We start from the raw sequence: 14,454 nt of genomic DNA, 5'->3' as shown, positions 1-14,454 counted from the left end.
TTAGTTGGCTATTGCAACCGATACGGCTGAGCCAAAAGGTGTTAAGTGCAACCTTTAAGATGCACTATACAACTAGCTGCCCGAACGGCCTATTCCGCGCCTGGGTCCGGCAGCCCACTGCCGGCCATTGGGCTGCCGGCTCTACGGCACCACCGTGACCGGCCAGCGCCCGGCCCGCACCAGCCGCACCGCCAGCGAGCCGACCAGCCGGTGCCCGAGGTGCTCCGAGGCCCCGACCAGCACACCGTCCGCCCGCTCCGCGTCGGCCAGTGCGGCGATCTCGGTGAACGGATCGCCGGTACGGGTCACGAAGGTGAGCCCGACGCCGCGCTCCCGGGCCTGCCGCTCCGCCAGCTCCCGCAGCTCGGCGGCGGTCGCCTCGGCCCCCTCGCGGGCCGCCTGCACGGCGAGCGCACTCATCCCGGCCAGCGCCCCGACGGTCTGCACGTACACCGCGATCAGCCTGCTGCCCTGCCGGCGGGCCAGCCCCGCCGCATAGGCCCCGGCGCGCATCGAGGTGACCGAGCCGTCCAGCGCCACCAGCAGGGTGCGCGGGCCGTCGGTACCCAGTTCGAAGTTCATCCCGGTCTCCATGCGGCCCAGCCTGCCACCGCCGTCCGCCCATGCCCCGCCCGCCCCACCGGTGGGAAAATGGGGTGGCCAACCCGGGAGGCCCCTTCGAACGGCGGCAACCATGGACGCAGTCGGGCAGGAGAGCGGCAACGACGGCCGCCGCGATGCGGCGGACGGCGCCCCGGCTCGTGCCGGGGGCCTGCAGATGGTGCCGATCGCCACCGCGCTGATCCGGCAGGACGGGCGGATCCTGCACTGGAGCGAGGACGCCGAGGCGCTGCTCGGCCACACCGCCGCCGAGGCCGTCGGCCAGCCCGCCGCCCGGTTGCTGGCCACCGACGAGCAGCGCCCCGAGGTGCTGGCGCTGTTCCAGGAGATCCTGGCCGGGCGGCCGTGGTCCGGCGTCTTCCCGGTGCTCCACCGGGCCGGCCACTTCGTCAACCTGGAGTTCCGCACCCACCCGGTGACCGGCCCCGATGGCGAGCCGCTGGTGCTCGCGGTGGCCTCCGACGTCACCGCGCTGCGCCGGATCCAGGCCGATCTGGCGGTCCTGGACGGCTTCTTCAGCCAGGCTCCGGTGGGCATGGCGGTCTACGACAACGAGTTGCGCTTCGTCCGGCTCAACGAGGCGCTGGCCCGGATCAACGGGACGTCGGTGGCCGACCACCTGGGCCGGCGGCTCACCGAGGTGCTGCCCGGGATCAACGCCGCCGAGATAGAAGCCGTGATGCGCCATGTGCTGGACACCGGCGACGTGGTGCTGGACGCCCGCTCGCACGGCATCACCCCGGGTGACCCGACCCATGAACACGCCTGGTCGGCCTCCTACTTCCGGCTGGAGGACCCGCCGGGCAAGGTGCACGGGGTCAGCTCCACCATCGTCGACGTCACCGACCGCTACCAGGCCGAGTCGCGGGCAGCCCGGGCCCAGGAGCGGCTGGCCCTGCTGGTGGACGCCACCACCTCCATCGGCACCACCCTCGATCTGCGCACCACCGCACGGGAGTTGGCCGACGCGATGGTGCCCCGGGTGGCGGACCTGAGCGGGGTGTTCGTGCTGGACCCGCTGGTCGGCGCCGAGCCCGCACCGCCCGGCGGCGGGGTGCGGGTGCGCCGGCTGGCGCTGGCCTCCTCCGTCTCGGACTACCCGAAGGAGGGCCTGCCGATCGACGCGGTCTACGAGGTCGATCCCACCTCCCCGTACGCCCGGGCGATGACCGGCGGCCGCACCGTGGTGGTGCCCTCCTGGGACCTGCCGCCGCTGGCCACCGGCTTCAGCCAGGAGCAGCTGCGCGACTTCCTCGGCCGGCGCTCCCGCTCGGTGCGGATCACCCCGCTGGTGGCCCGCGGCACGGTGCTCGGCATCGTGGTCTACTCCCGGCGCGGTGAGCGCGAGTCGTTCGCCGCCGAGGACATCACCCTCGGCGACGAGCTGGCCTCCCGGGCCGCCGTGGCGATCGACAACGCCCGTCTCTACACCCTGGAGCAGCAGGCCGCCGAGGCCCGCCAGCGCGCCCTGGACGAGGCCAATGCCGCGACCGGCCGGCTGGCCCTGCTCAACGAGGCGTCCAGCCGGATCGGCACCACCCTGGACCTGCCACGCACCGCCGAGGAGCTGGTCGAGGTGGTGATCGGGCGGTTCGCCGACTTCGTCACCGTCGACCTGCTGGAGGCGGTGCTGCTCGGCGACGAGACCCCGGCGCTGCCGGCGTCCGGCTCGGCCACCATGCGCGCGGTGGCGGTCGGCGAGCTCGACGGCGACGCGGTCCTGACCGGGGCCGCCGACCCGGTGGGCGGCAGCTCGCAGTCGGCCGCACTGTACGCGCAGAGCCTGCGCACCGGGCACTCGATCCTGGTGCCCCAGGTGACCGAGGAGAACCTGGCCACCATCGTGGCCTCCCCCGACCGGATCCAGCCGGCCCTGGACTCCGGGATCCACTCGTATCTGATGGTCCCGCTGGTGGCCCGCGGCCGGGTGCTCGGCGGCGCCGAGTTCATACGGCTGCGCAACAACCCCGAGCCGTTCGGCGCGGCCGACCAGGCACTGGCCGAGGAGTTGGTCGCCCGGGCGGCGGTGGCGATCGACAACGCCCGCCTCTACCGCCGGGAGCGGGACACCGCGCTGACCCTGCAGCGCAGCCTGCTGCCGCAGCAGGTGCACGACTCGCCCGGCCTGGAGGTCGCCTACCGGTACCTGCCGGCCAGTCAGCTCAGCGAGGTCGGCGGCGACTGGTTCGACGTGGTCCCGCTGGCCTGCGGCCGGGTGGCGCTGGTGGTCGGCGACGTCACCGGGCACGGCCTGCGGGCCGCCGCGACCATGGGCCAACTCCGCACTGCGGCACGGACGTTGATCACCCTTGACATGGACCCGGCGCGGGTGCTGCGCAGGCTCGACGATGCGGCCGCCACCGCCACCGAGGGGGCCGGCGAGGGCCAGTACGCGACCTGCGTCTGCGTGGTGCTCGACCCGGTGGACCGGATCTGCACCGCCGCCTGCGCCGGCCATGTGCCGCCGGTCGTCACGGCGCTGGACGGCTCGGTCCAGTTGCTCGACCTGCCGACGGGCGCTCCGCTCGGGGTGGGCGGGGTGCCGTTCGAGAGCATGGAGTTCAGGCTGCCGCCGGACGGCCTGCTGGTGCTCTGCACCGACGGCCTGATCGAGCGCCGGGACCGCGACCTGGACGAGGGCCTGGAGCTGCTGCGGCGCATCGTGGCGCAGCAGCACGGCGGGCTGGAGCGCTCCTGCGACGCGGTGCTGGCGGCGCTGGTCACCGGCGACCGGGAGGACGACATCGCGGTGATCATGGCTCGGGCCCGGGTGATCGGCCCGGACCGGATCGCCACCCTGTCGCTGCGCGACGACCACGCCCAGGTGGGCCACGCCCGGCGGTTCGCCCGCCGGGTGCTCACCGACTGGGGGCTGGCCGCGCTGATCGACCAGACCGAGCTGCTGACCAGCGAGCTGATCACCAACGCCCTGGTGCACGCCGGCGCCCCCACCGAGCTGCGGCTCTTCCGCCACCAGGTGCTGACCGTGGAGGTGTCCGACGTGGACGGCCACGCGCCCCGGATGCGCCGGGCCCTGGAGGACGACGAGGGCGGGCGCGGCATGCACCTGGTGAACGAGCTGGCGCACCGCTGGGGCAGCCGCGGCACCCGGGACGGCAAGGTGGTCTGGTTCGAGCTGGAGCTGCCGCTGGGGGCTGACTAGAACGGCTGCTGGGAGCCGGTAAGTTGCTCCCGCAGCTCCCGCTTGAGCACCTTGCCGGAGGCGTTCTTGGGCAGCCCGTCGGCGAAGTGCACGGCCTTGGGCGTCTTGTGGGCGGGCAACCGCTCCCGGGCCCAGTCGATCAACTCCCCTTCGGCGACCGGGGTCCGGGCCACCACCACGGCCGTCACCGCCTCGATCCACTTCGGGTGCGGGACGCCGACCACGGCCGCCTCGGCCACCGCCGGGTGCGCGTAGAGCACGTCCTCGACCTCGCGGGAGGAGACCAGCACTCCGCCGGTGTTGATCACGTCCTTGAGGCGGTCCACGACCTGCACGTAGCCCTCGGCATCGCGCCGGACCAGGTCGCCGGAGCGGAACCAGTCGGCGTCGAAGGCGGCCGCCGTCTCCTCCGGCTTGTCCCAGTAGCCGGTGCACAACTGCGGTGAGCGGTACTGGATTTCGCCGATCTCGCCCGGCCCCGCCGGCCGGCCGTCGGGGCGGACCACCCGGGCCTCGACGAAGAGCACGGTGCGGCCGGCCGAGGTGGGCCGCGCGTCGTGCTCCTCGGGGCGCAGCACGGTGGCCAGCGGGCCGACCTCGGACTGCCCGAAGGCGTTGTAGAAGCCGGTGCCGGGCAGTGCGGTGCGCAGCCGCTCCAGCACCGGGGCGGGCATCACCGAGGCGCCGTAGTAGGCCTTCTCCAGGTGGCCCAGGTCGGCGGCGGCGAAGTCGGGGTGGGCGGTGAGCGCCGCCCAGACGGTCGGTGGGGCGAAGAACGAGGTGAGCCGCTCGGTGGTGAGCAGACGCAGCACGGTGGCCGGGTCGGGTGCCTGGATCAGCCGGTTCTCGCAGCCGAGCATCAGGCCGGGCAGCAGGAAGACGTGCAGCTGCGCCGAGTGGTAGAGCGGCAGGGCGTGCAGAAGGCGGTCGGTCTCCCGCAGGTCCAGGGCGGTGATCGCGGAGAGGTACTCGTGGAGCAGCGCCCGGTGGGTCATCATGGCGCCCTTGGGGGCGGCGGTGGTGCCGGAGGTGTAGAGCAGCTGGACCAGGTCGTGGTCGGGGGCGAAGGTGAGGAGCACGGGGACCGGCCCGTCCTGAGCCACGGTCAGCAGTTCGGTCATGGTGGCCCGGTGGCGCAGCGGGCCGCCTGCGGGCAGGGCGGCGACCAGGTCGGCGTACTCGTCGTCGTACAGCAGCGCGGCGCTGCCGGACTGCTCGGTGAAGTAGCGCAGCTCGGCGGCCGTCGCGTTGTAGTTCACCGGCACGTGGACCAGGCCGACCCGGGCGCAGGCGAGGAAGAGCAGCAGGTAGGCGTCGGAGTTGCGGCCGAGGGCGGCCACCCGGTCGCCGGGGCGCAGGCCGCGGGCGAGCAGGTGGGCGGCGGCCCGGGTGACGGCGTGGTCGAGCTCGCGGTAGGTCCAGCTGCGGTCGACGGCGGGAGCCGCTTGGGAAGTGCCGCTTGCTTGGGCAGTGAAGTGCAGCGCCCGGCGGTCGGGGGTGCGGGCGGCGGAGCGGCGCAGGGCATCCGCGACGGTGTTGCCGTGTCGGTGGTTCATCCCGAGGTCCATGTCAGGCATATTTCCGGACAGCCAAACGGTTATCCCGTGATCTTCATCAAAAGCTCACGGCGTGCCGGGATCCCGACACCCCCTCTGATCTGCAATTGTCCGTCTATCGGATAGTCAACTCCGCTCTCGGTACAGTTCCTTCTGAGGCAGCCCCTTGTCTGAAAGGGCGTGGACACGATGGAATGCGTGAGCTTGTCGGGACAGGCGTTCCAGAGGCACGCGTGCGTCCGACCCTCGCACGCGCACTTGGACGACCCTCTCCTGACGTCTTATCAGACGAAAGGACGTTCATGATCGGCTGGCGCAAACCGCAGCTCGCAGCCGTCACCCTCACCGCCGCCTCGCTCGTGCTGGCCTTCGGGACCAGCGCCAACGGCGCTCCGGCCACCCCCGCCCCGAACGCCGCCCAGGCGACCTCGGAGAGCGGTGCCCCGGCCCCGGTGATCGTGATTCTCAAGGACCAGCTCACCAACAGCCCGGCCGATGCCGGCCACCTGGACGCCCGCAAGAAGGAGGCGAACCAGGCGCAGGCTCCGCTGCTGGCCAAGGTCCGCGCCGGCGGCGGCACCAACATCAAGAGCTTCGTGGTCGGCAACGCCTTCTCGGCGACCGTCAGCCCGGCGCTGCGCGCCGCGCTGGAGGCCGACCCGGCCGTCGCCCAGGTGATCGCCGACGAGACCGTGCGGGTCACCCCGCCGGCCCCGGCCAAGCCCGGCACCGGCAAGGGCACCACACAGGCCCCAAGACCGCCACCGCCCCGTCGGTCGCCAAGGGCGACCCCCAGGACCCCAACGCGGTCTGCCCCAGCGACCCCGGCAAGCCGCTGCTGGAGCCCGAGGCGCTCTACTCGACGCACACCGAGTCCACCGCGGGTGCTCCCGGTGCGCACGAGATCGCGGACGGCACCGGCGTCAAGGTCGCCTACATCGCGGACGGCCTGGACCCCAACAACCCGGACTTCATCCGGCCGGACGGCTCGCACGTCATCACCGACTACCAGGACTTCTCCGGCCAGGGCTTCTTCGCCCCCGCCGGTGACGCCGAGGCGTTCGGGGACGCCTCCGCGATGGTCGCCCAGGGTCGGCAGAGCTACGACGTGTCGAAGTTCGTCAACGCCAGCCACCCGCTGCCCGCCGGCTGCAACATCCGGATCGAGGGCATCTCGCCGGGCGCCTCGCTGGTCGCGCTCAAGGCCGGTGGCGAGACCTTCCCGAACTCGGCGATCCTGCAGTCCATCGACTACGCGGTCACGGTCGCGCACGTCGACGTGCTCAACGAGTCGTTCGGCAGCAACGTGACGCCGGACAGCGGTGCCCACGACACCATCTCGCTCTTCAACGACATGGCGGTCAAGGCCGGTGTCACCGTCACCGTCTCCAGCGGCGACGCGGGCATCAACGGCACCGTCGGCACTCCGTCGACCGACCCCAACGTGATCTCCACGGGCGCGTCGACGGACAACCAGAACTACGCCCAGACCGGTTACGCGGCCTTCCAGTTCTCCAACGGGACCTGGGCCAACAACCGGATCTCGGCGCTCTCGTCCGGCGGTGTCACCCAGGCCGGGCGCACCGTCGACCTGGTCGCCCCCGGTGAGTCGGACTGGGCGCTCTGCTCGGCCGACGTCTCGATCTACACCGAGTGCACCGACTTCAACGGCAAGGGCAGCCCGATCCAGCCGTTCGGCGGTACCAGCCAGGCCGCCCCGCTGACCGCCGGCGCCGCCGCCGACGTCATCCAGGCCTACCGGGACAGCCACAACGGCGCCTCCCCGGCGCCCGCGCTGGTCAAGAAGCTCCTCACCGGCACCGCCGGTGACCTGGGCCTGCCGGCCGAGGAGCAGGGCGCGGGTCTGCTGAACGTCCGGGCCGCCGTCGAGGCCGCCCGCGGCTACCAGGCCCCGGCCGGTGACCAGAAGAGCAGCACCGTCGCCGTGACCACCGGTCAGATCGACGACAGCGGCCAGCCGGGCAGCACCCGCACCGCCGACGTCACCGTGGTCAACACCAGCTCCAAGCCGCAGACGGTGGCCGCGAGCACCCGCACCTTCGCCCCGCTCGGCGACGCCCAGCAGACGGTGCAGATCAACTCCAGCACCGACCCGCAGTTCCCCTACGCCACCAACGGCGCGCCGTGGGTCGCGCACAAGGTGACCTTCGACGTCCCGGCCTCCGCCGACCGGCTGGCCGCGTCGATCGCCTGGCAGGGCGCCGCGCAGAAGAACGGCAGCGCCACCGTGACCCCCGTGGTCCGGATGACCCTGCTGGACCCGTCCGGCCGCTTCGAGACCAACACCCGTCCGCAGGGCGGCCCGGTCTCGGCCAACTTCGGCATCGTGGACGTCCCGCACCCGGCGGCCGGCAAGTGGACCGCCGTGCTCTACACCCCCGCCGGCACCGCGGGCTTCACCGGCCCGGTGCTGCTGGACACCGCCACCCAGAAGGCCGTTCCGGCCGGCTCGGTGAGCCCGCAGGTCACCGACCTGAAGCCGGGTCAGTCCAAGACCCTCAAGGTGCAGCTGACCACCCCGCCGGCCGGCGGTGACGCCACCGAGTCGGTCGTGCTCTCCAACTCCAACGGCACCACCACCAGCGTCCCGGTGGTGCTGCGCAGCCTGGTGCCGCTGAACGGCAACACGGGCACCTTCACCGGCAACATCACCGGTGGCAACGCCCGCGCCGGCTCGCCCGCACAGAGCTTCGCCTGGGCCTTCGACGTGCCGAAGGGCCACCAGGACCTGCGGGTCGGCCTGACGGTCGCCAAGGACCCGAAGCTGGTCATGCAGGGCGTACTGATCAGCCCGAACGGCACCCCGATCGACGCCGAGTCCAACGCGGTCTTCGACGCCAAGGGCAACATCTCCAGCACCACCGCCGGGGTTTCGGCCACCACCGTCAACCCGGCCGCCGGCCGCTGGCGGTTCGTGCTGAACATCTTCAACCCGGTCTCCGGTGCCGAGCTGAGCCAGCCCTTCACCGGCACCGTCGGCCTCGACCAGGACAAGGCCGGCGCGCCCGGCCTGCCGAACTCGGCGGGCACCAAGCTGCCGGCCGGCAAGCCGGTCCAGGTGACGGTCAACTACACCAACAACACCGCTGCCGTGCAGCAGGTGCAGGCCGACCCGCGGCTCAACAACCGGGTGAACGTCCCGCTGGTGCCGCTCGGCGGCCCGGCCACCGTGTCGCTGCCGCTCACCGCCAGCTCCACGGTTCCGGGCTTCATGGTCCCGCCGGGTACCGACGCGCTGACCGGCGTGGCGGGCTCCACCACCCCGGCCCAGCTCGAGCTCAGCGGCCCGACCGGCTCGCCCGACCTGTTCGGTGACCTGAAGAAGGCCCAGGACGGCTCCACCGTCTCCGTGGTCAAGGACTCCGGCAGCTCGGCGCAGCCGATCGTCCCCGGCATCTGGGGCACCTACGTCCAGCAGATCGGCCCGTTCCCGGCGGCCGGCGCCCCGGCCGGCAGCTCCAACCTGACCGCCTCGGCGCACACCCTGGCGTTCGACCCGGCGCTGACCTCCAGCACCGGTGACCCGTACGCGGCCGCCTACAACGCCTCCGCTCCCGCGGTCACCCCGGTGGTCCTGCAGCCCGGCGCCAGCGGCAACCTGCAGCTCACCATCACCCCGCAGGGCAAGAAGGGCAGCGTCGTGCACGGCGTGCTGTACCTGGTGTCCGGCCCGGCCGGTGCTGCGGTCGCGAACAACACCATGGGCACCACGGGTTCCGTCCTCGCGGCGCTCCCGTACAGCTACACCGTGAGCTGACGCTCGCCGATCGCTCCAGCTACGAGGCCGTCCCCACCCGCGTGGGGGCGGCCTCGTCCGCATGTGGCACCCTCGGTGGGTGAACGCCGCAGCTCTCCCCCCGCTCCGCAACCCGATCGGCGCCCATGTGCCGGTGGCCGGGCGCGGCCTGGTCGGCACCGGCCTCGCCTACAACGAGCGGATCGGCGGCGAGGCGGTACAGGTCTTCGTGGCCAACCCGCGCGGCTGGGCCACCCCGGCCGGCAACCCCGCCCACGACGAGGCGTTCCGCGCCGCCTGTGCCGAGCAGGGCATCCCCGCCTACGTCCACGCGCCCTACCTGATCAACTTCGGCTCGGACAGCGCCGCCACCCGCGAGCGGTCCACCGCCTCGCTGCGCCACTCCCTGCTGCGCGGCCACGCCATCGGCGCCCTCGGCGTGGTGGTGCACACCGGCTCCTCGATCGGCGCCGACCGGCGGGCGGCCGCAATGGCCCAGGTCCGCGCCGATCTGCGGCCGCTGCTCGACGAACTTGACGCGCTGGGCGACGGCGCGCCGTGGCTGCTGCTGGAGCCCACCGCCGGGCAGGGCGCGTCGCTCTGCTCCCGGCTGGAGGAGCTCGCCGAGTACCTGGACGCCCTGGACCGGCACCCCCGGGTCGGCGTCTGCCTCGACACCTGCCACGCCTTCGCCGCCGGCCACGACCTCGCCGCCCCGGTGGCGTCGCCGCCGCCCTCGACGCCCTCACCGACGCCGCCGGCCCCGGCCGCCTGCGCCTGATCCACGCCAACGACTCCAAGGACGTCGCGGGCGCCCGCAAGGACCGGCACGCCAACATCGACGACGGCCACATCGGCGCCGCCGCCTTCCGCGACCTCCTCGCCCACCCCGCCACCGCCGGCGTCCCCTTCATCCTCGAAACCCCCGACCGCTCCGCCGCCCCCGGTTTCGGCCACCCGGCCGACGTCGCCCTGCTGAAGCGCCTGCGGGCACAGGCGGCTGAGTCCCCGGCCGGGTGAGCGCCCTCCCCCGCCACGGCCGCGCGCCTTCGCACGCTGGTCGGCTCCCGCACCACCGCCTGCGCGGCAAGGATTCGACAAGGGTCCGACACGGCTTCCACCAGGCTCCCCGGCAAACCTGGCATCGGCCGCAGCAGCGCGGCCCACTCGATGTGCCAAGGGGGATTGGTCATGTCATCGACTCAGCGGCAATCCGGTCCGGTTGAACAGCGATCCGGTCCGGTTCAACGTGATCCCGGGCAGTGGAGCACCCTGCCCGACTGCAAGAAGGTCCTGGTCGTCATCCACACCCTGGTCTACGGGCGGCGGCTGCAGGATCTGCTCCACCTGTTCCGCGCCGACCTGCGGGTCAGCGTGGTCTTCACGGTCGCCCCGCACGCGTTCAACAGCGGGGTGGAGAGCGTCCTCACCGAACTCGCCGGCTTGGTACTGCCTTGGGAGCAGGCCTGCCGCACCGGGTTCGACCTGATCCTGACCGCCGGCTCCCAGGGGATGGAGCAACTGCACGGCCCGGTCGTCCGCCTCCCCCACGGGGCGGGCCACATCAAGCTGTCCCGGCCGCAGGACACCGCCACTCGCACCGTCGGCGGCCTCGGTCGCCGCTACCTGACCTGGCAGGGCCGGGTCGTCCCGCGCGCCTTCGCCGTCGCGCACCGGGAGGAGCACGACGCCCTCGCCCAGCTCTGCCCCGAAGCGCTGCCGATCACCGAGGTGGTGGGGGACGCCAGTTATGACCGGATCGCCCTGGGGCTGGGGCAGCGGGCCGCCTACCGGCAGGCGCTCGGGCTGCGGGACGGTGAGCGGTTCGTGCTGGTCTCGTCCACCTGGGGTCTGGGGTCGGCGTTCCACCGGCTCGACGCACTGCTGCCGCGACTGCTCACCGAACTGCCGGCCGAGCGGTATCGGTTGGCCCTGCTGGTGCACCCGAACGTCCATGCCGGACACGGAAGTTGGCAAGTCAGAGCGTGGCTGGCCGCAGCCGGTGGCGACCGTCTCACCCTGCTGCCCCCGCAGTGCGACTGGCGGCCGGCGCTGATCGCCGCCGACTTCATCATCGGCGACCACGGCTCGGTCACCCTCTACGGGAGCATGACCGGCGCGCCCATCCTGATCGCGCAGTACCCGTTCCGCTCCGTCAACCGCGACTCGCCCGGGGCCCAACTCGCCCGCACCGCACCGGCGCTGTCGCTCATCCTGCGCCTTGACCAGCAACTCGACTACGCCGCCGAGCAGTACCGGCCGGAGCGGTACCGGGCGATCGCCGACCGGATCTCCTCCGAGCCAGGCGCCTTCAACTCGAACATGCGCCGACTGCTCTACCGGATCCTGGAGTTGGGCGAGCCGGCGCATCACCCCGGGACCGAACCGCTTCCGTTGCCCGAACCGCTGAGCGCCCCGAAGGGAATCCGATGATGCATCAGGTGAACGCCTTGCTCGGTTCCGATGAGACCGGCCTGCTGGTCGTGCTGGATGGGATCGGGCCGGACGGGCTGCTCGCCCATCTGACGGTGCGCGGTGGCTCCACCGTCTCGCGCCGAGCCGACGAGCACCTGGCCGCCGAAATCTCGGGCCCCCGACCGGACCTCGCCGACGTGCTCTTCAGCGAAACCGCCTGCACTCGGCGGCCCGAGGAGCTGGCCGACCGCTACCCGGGCTGCCTGGTGCTGGTCCTCCCCCAGCTGGACGGCAGCCTGCTCAGCTGGTGCCGCGGCCGGCCGCAGCGCTGGCTGCCGACTCCCGGCAGCACGGGTGTGCCGGCCGCAGTGCTCGGTTCACTGCTGCACGCCTGCCTGGTGGCGCGAGTCGTGCCCGACGCGCTGACCTCGGTCTCGTTCATCACGCCAGGCCGCCGAGGCGGCTCGGCTCAGCCCTCAGACTCGGCCAGCCGCCGCACCGCCTCGCTGAGACGATCGCGGTCGGCCGCGCCCACCTGCTGATAGCGGGCGAGGGACTCCCGGTAGCAGGCCAGCGCCTGCTCCGGGTTGTCCTTCGCCTCGGCCAACTGGCCTGACAGCTCCAGGACTCGGGCCTCCCAGTACGCTGACCCCGCCCCCCGGAAGAGCCCGGCGGCCTCCTCGAGCGCCTGCGCCGCCGCGTCGAACCGGCCCAGTGCGGTCCGCGCCTGCCCCAGGAAGGCCAGCGCCCTGGCGGCCTCGTATGGATCCTCCAGCGCCATCAAGGTGCGGTGGGCCGACTCCAGTTCGGGGACCGCCGACTCCGGTCGCCCCCTGGCCATCGCCACCTCCGCCAGCAGCAGCCGAGTCAGTTCGGCGCCACGCCGGTAGCCGATGGCCTCGCGCAGGCGCAGCGCCTCCCGGAAGCACGCCTCCGCTTGGGTCAACCGCTCGGCCGAGCGGTGGCTGCGGCCGAGTCCGTGCAGGGCCTGGGCCTGTTCCTTCAAACCGCCTTCGTCGCAGGCGAGTTCATAGGCCTGCTGGTACCAGGCGCCGGACTCCGCAGGCTTGCCGAGGTTGTCGAGGCGGCGCGCGCCATCGGTCAGCATCCGTGCCACGGCGGCTGGTTCGCCGTCCCGCCGGGCCGCGGCCAAGCCCAGGCGGTGCAGCTCGTCGCCGAGTTCCGGGGCGCGCAGGCGCAGGAAGAGCGGGTGCATGGCGTCGACGAGTTGCCAGGCCAGCTGATCCCAGTGCTGGGCCACGGCCGTTCGCACCAGCGCCGCGAGCTGGGTGCGCGTCCGGTCCAGCCAGGCCAGCGCAGCCGCTTGGTCGTCCGGGGCGAACGGCGGGGGCTGCCGCACCTCGCCGTCGTCATGACGCGGCACAGCGTGGCTGGGCGTGAGGATCCGCTCCGCGGCACCGGCGGCGGCCAGGTACCACTGGACCACTCTCCGCAGGGCGGCCTCGGCATCGGCCGCCGACTCCTGCGCGCGTGCCAGCAACGCGGCATGCAGGCGCACCAGGTCGTGGAAGCGGTACCGGTCGGCTCCCAGCTCCTCCACCAGGTTGGCTTCGACCAGCGCGTCGAGCAGCTCCTCTGCCACCAGCGGAGGTTCGTTGGTCAGCGCGGCTGCGTCATCGGCGCCGAACTCGCCGAACGGCAGCACTCCGAGGCGCCGGTAGAGCCGGGCCGGTGCGACTGCCAGGCTGGCGCACGAGGCATCCAGGGCGCTCTGCACGGCAGGTTCACCGTCCAGCCGGAGCGCGGCCAGCCGTCCGTTCTCCCGGTCGAGTGCGGCTGCCGCGGCTGCCACGGTCAGTTGCGGGCGCGCCGCGAGCCGCGCCGCCACCAGGGACACCGCGAGGGCCAGCCCCGCGCAGCGGGCCACCACCTGGCCCACCGCTGCCGGCTCGGCCTGGGCCCGCCGATGGCCGATCCGCCGCTCCAGCAGCCCGGCTGCGGCCACCTCGTCGAGCAGGCCGACCGGGAGAAACGCTGCGCCGTCAACTCCCAGTCCAGTAAGCCTGTTTCTGCTTGCCACCACGACTGACGCGTCCGCTGTCCCGGGCAGCAATGGGCGCACCTGGGCGGCGGTCACAGCGTTGTCGAGCATCAGCAGGATGCGCCTACCGGCCGTCACCGAGCGCCAGAGCGCAGCGGCCTCAGCGGCTTCCCCCGGAATCCGGTCGACCCCGAAGGCTCGCAGCAACCCGCCGAGCGTCTCCAGGGCCGAGGCGGGGCCCTCGGGGCCGTGACCACGCAGATCGGCATGGAGTTGACCGTCCGGAAACCTCTCAGTGCGACTATGCAGCCACGACAGCAGCAGCGCCGTCTTTCCCACCCCGGCCGGGCCGTTCACCACCAGCACCCGACTCTCGGCTCCCAACTGGTCCAGCGCGTCCAGCTCAGCCAGTCGGCCAGTGAACTGTGCTGGTGGTGGCGGAAGTTGGCGTGGCACCGGGATCGATGACGCGGCCGGCGCATACAGATGCACATCGCCGCGCACCTCCCCAACCTGCAGAACGTTCCCCGAGACCTGAGCGGATCCGCTGATCGCGTTGTCCACCCGGACACTCGTCGATGCCTCGAGCCACACCCACACGGCCTGCGCCGTCCTGGTGTCCGCAGCAGCCTGACGCACCGCCAGCTCGGCCAGCTCATCATCCTGGTTCACCGACTGCTCGGCCACACCGATGATCCACCCCAGCCTGGAGCGCTCGGCCGGACCAACCCGTGCGAGCGCCTGCCGCATGATGTCGATCGTCAAGGGGCCCATGAATGCCCTACCTCCAGTCGCTCTCCAATCGATCAACTTCCGTCTTTTTATGCTCCGTTCAATCGATTATCGCCAGATACTTTGCACAACCAGCGAGGCATGGTGGAGTGTTCTCTACCCCGCCTACATCTCTGCTATGTGCGGTGCGGGGTGGTGCCCGACCGAT

General features: G+C 72.4%; 7 protein-coding genes and 1 pseudogene. 5 read left to right on the top strand and 3 right to left on the bottom strand.

From position 1 onward, the window contains the following. Window positions 1-141: 141 nt before the first annotated feature. On the bottom strand, window positions 142-582 hold the full coding sequence (locus E6W39_RS33080) for a universal stress protein (RefSeq protein ID WP_228718463.1): 441 nt from the start codon (window positions 580-582) through the stop codon (window positions 142-144). Window positions 583-694: 112 nt separating this feature from the next. On the opposite strand from E6W39_RS33080, the gene E6W39_RS33075 reads away from it, so the two are divergent. Beyond that, complete coding sequence (locus E6W39_RS33075; RefSeq protein ID WP_141636620.1) at window positions 695-3,784, top strand: SpoIIE family protein phosphatase; 3,090 nt, start codon at window positions 695-697, stop codon at window positions 3,782-3,784. On the opposite strand, the gene E6W39_RS33070 is transcribed toward E6W39_RS33075, so the two are convergent. Continuing rightward, complete coding sequence (locus E6W39_RS33070; protein ID WP_141636619.1) at window positions 3,781-5,340, bottom strand: fatty acyl-CoA synthetase; 1,560 nt, start codon at window positions 5,338-5,340, stop codon at window positions 3,781-3,783. The two genes, E6W39_RS33075 and E6W39_RS33070, sit on opposite strands and share 4 nt — an antisense overlap. 1,078 nt (window positions 5,341-6,418) lie before the next feature. On the opposite strand from E6W39_RS33070, the gene E6W39_RS33065 reads away from it, so the two are divergent. The 4 genes and pseudogenes from E6W39_RS33065 (at window position 6,419) to E6W39_RS33050 (ending at window position 12,054) form a co-directional block, all read left to right on the top strand. Beyond that, window positions 6,419-9,118 (top strand): S8 family serine peptidase, encoded by a 2,700-nt coding sequence (locus E6W39_RS33065; protein WP_228718462.1) that lies wholly within the window; start codon window positions 6,419-6,421, stop codon window positions 9,116-9,118. A gap of 61 nt (window positions 9,119-9,179) precedes the next feature. Continuing rightward, window positions 9,180-10,117 (top strand): annotated as a pseudogene (locus E6W39_RS33060) (deoxyribonuclease IV). A gap of 171 nt (window positions 10,118-10,288) precedes the next feature. Next, a complete protein-coding gene (locus tag E6W39_RS33055) occupies window positions 10,289-11,530 on the top strand; it encodes a hypothetical protein (protein ID WP_141636618.1) in 1,242 nt (413 codons plus the stop codon). Window positions 11,531-11,538: 8 nt separating this feature from the next. Continuing rightward, entirely contained in the window at window positions 11,539-12,054 is a 516-nt protein-coding gene (locus E6W39_RS33050; RefSeq protein WP_141636617.1) for a hypothetical protein, read from the top strand. On the opposite strand, the gene E6W39_RS33045 is transcribed toward E6W39_RS33050, so the two are convergent. Continuing rightward, entirely contained in the window at window positions 11,982-14,288 is a 2,307-nt protein-coding gene (locus tag E6W39_RS33045; protein ID WP_141636616.1) for an ATP-binding protein, read from the bottom strand. The genes E6W39_RS33050 and E6W39_RS33045 overlap by 73 nt on opposite strands. Between the last annotated feature and the right edge of the window lie 166 nt (window positions 14,289-14,454).

The sequence above is a fragment of the Kitasatospora acidiphila genome, from assembly GCF_006636205.1.
Taxonomy (GTDB): domain Bacteria; phylum Actinomycetota; class Actinomycetes; order Streptomycetales; family Streptomycetaceae; genus Kitasatospora; species Kitasatospora acidiphila.
The sequence above is the reverse complement of the archived record's forward strand: the minus strand, read 5'-3'. Positions and strand labels throughout refer to the sequence as shown.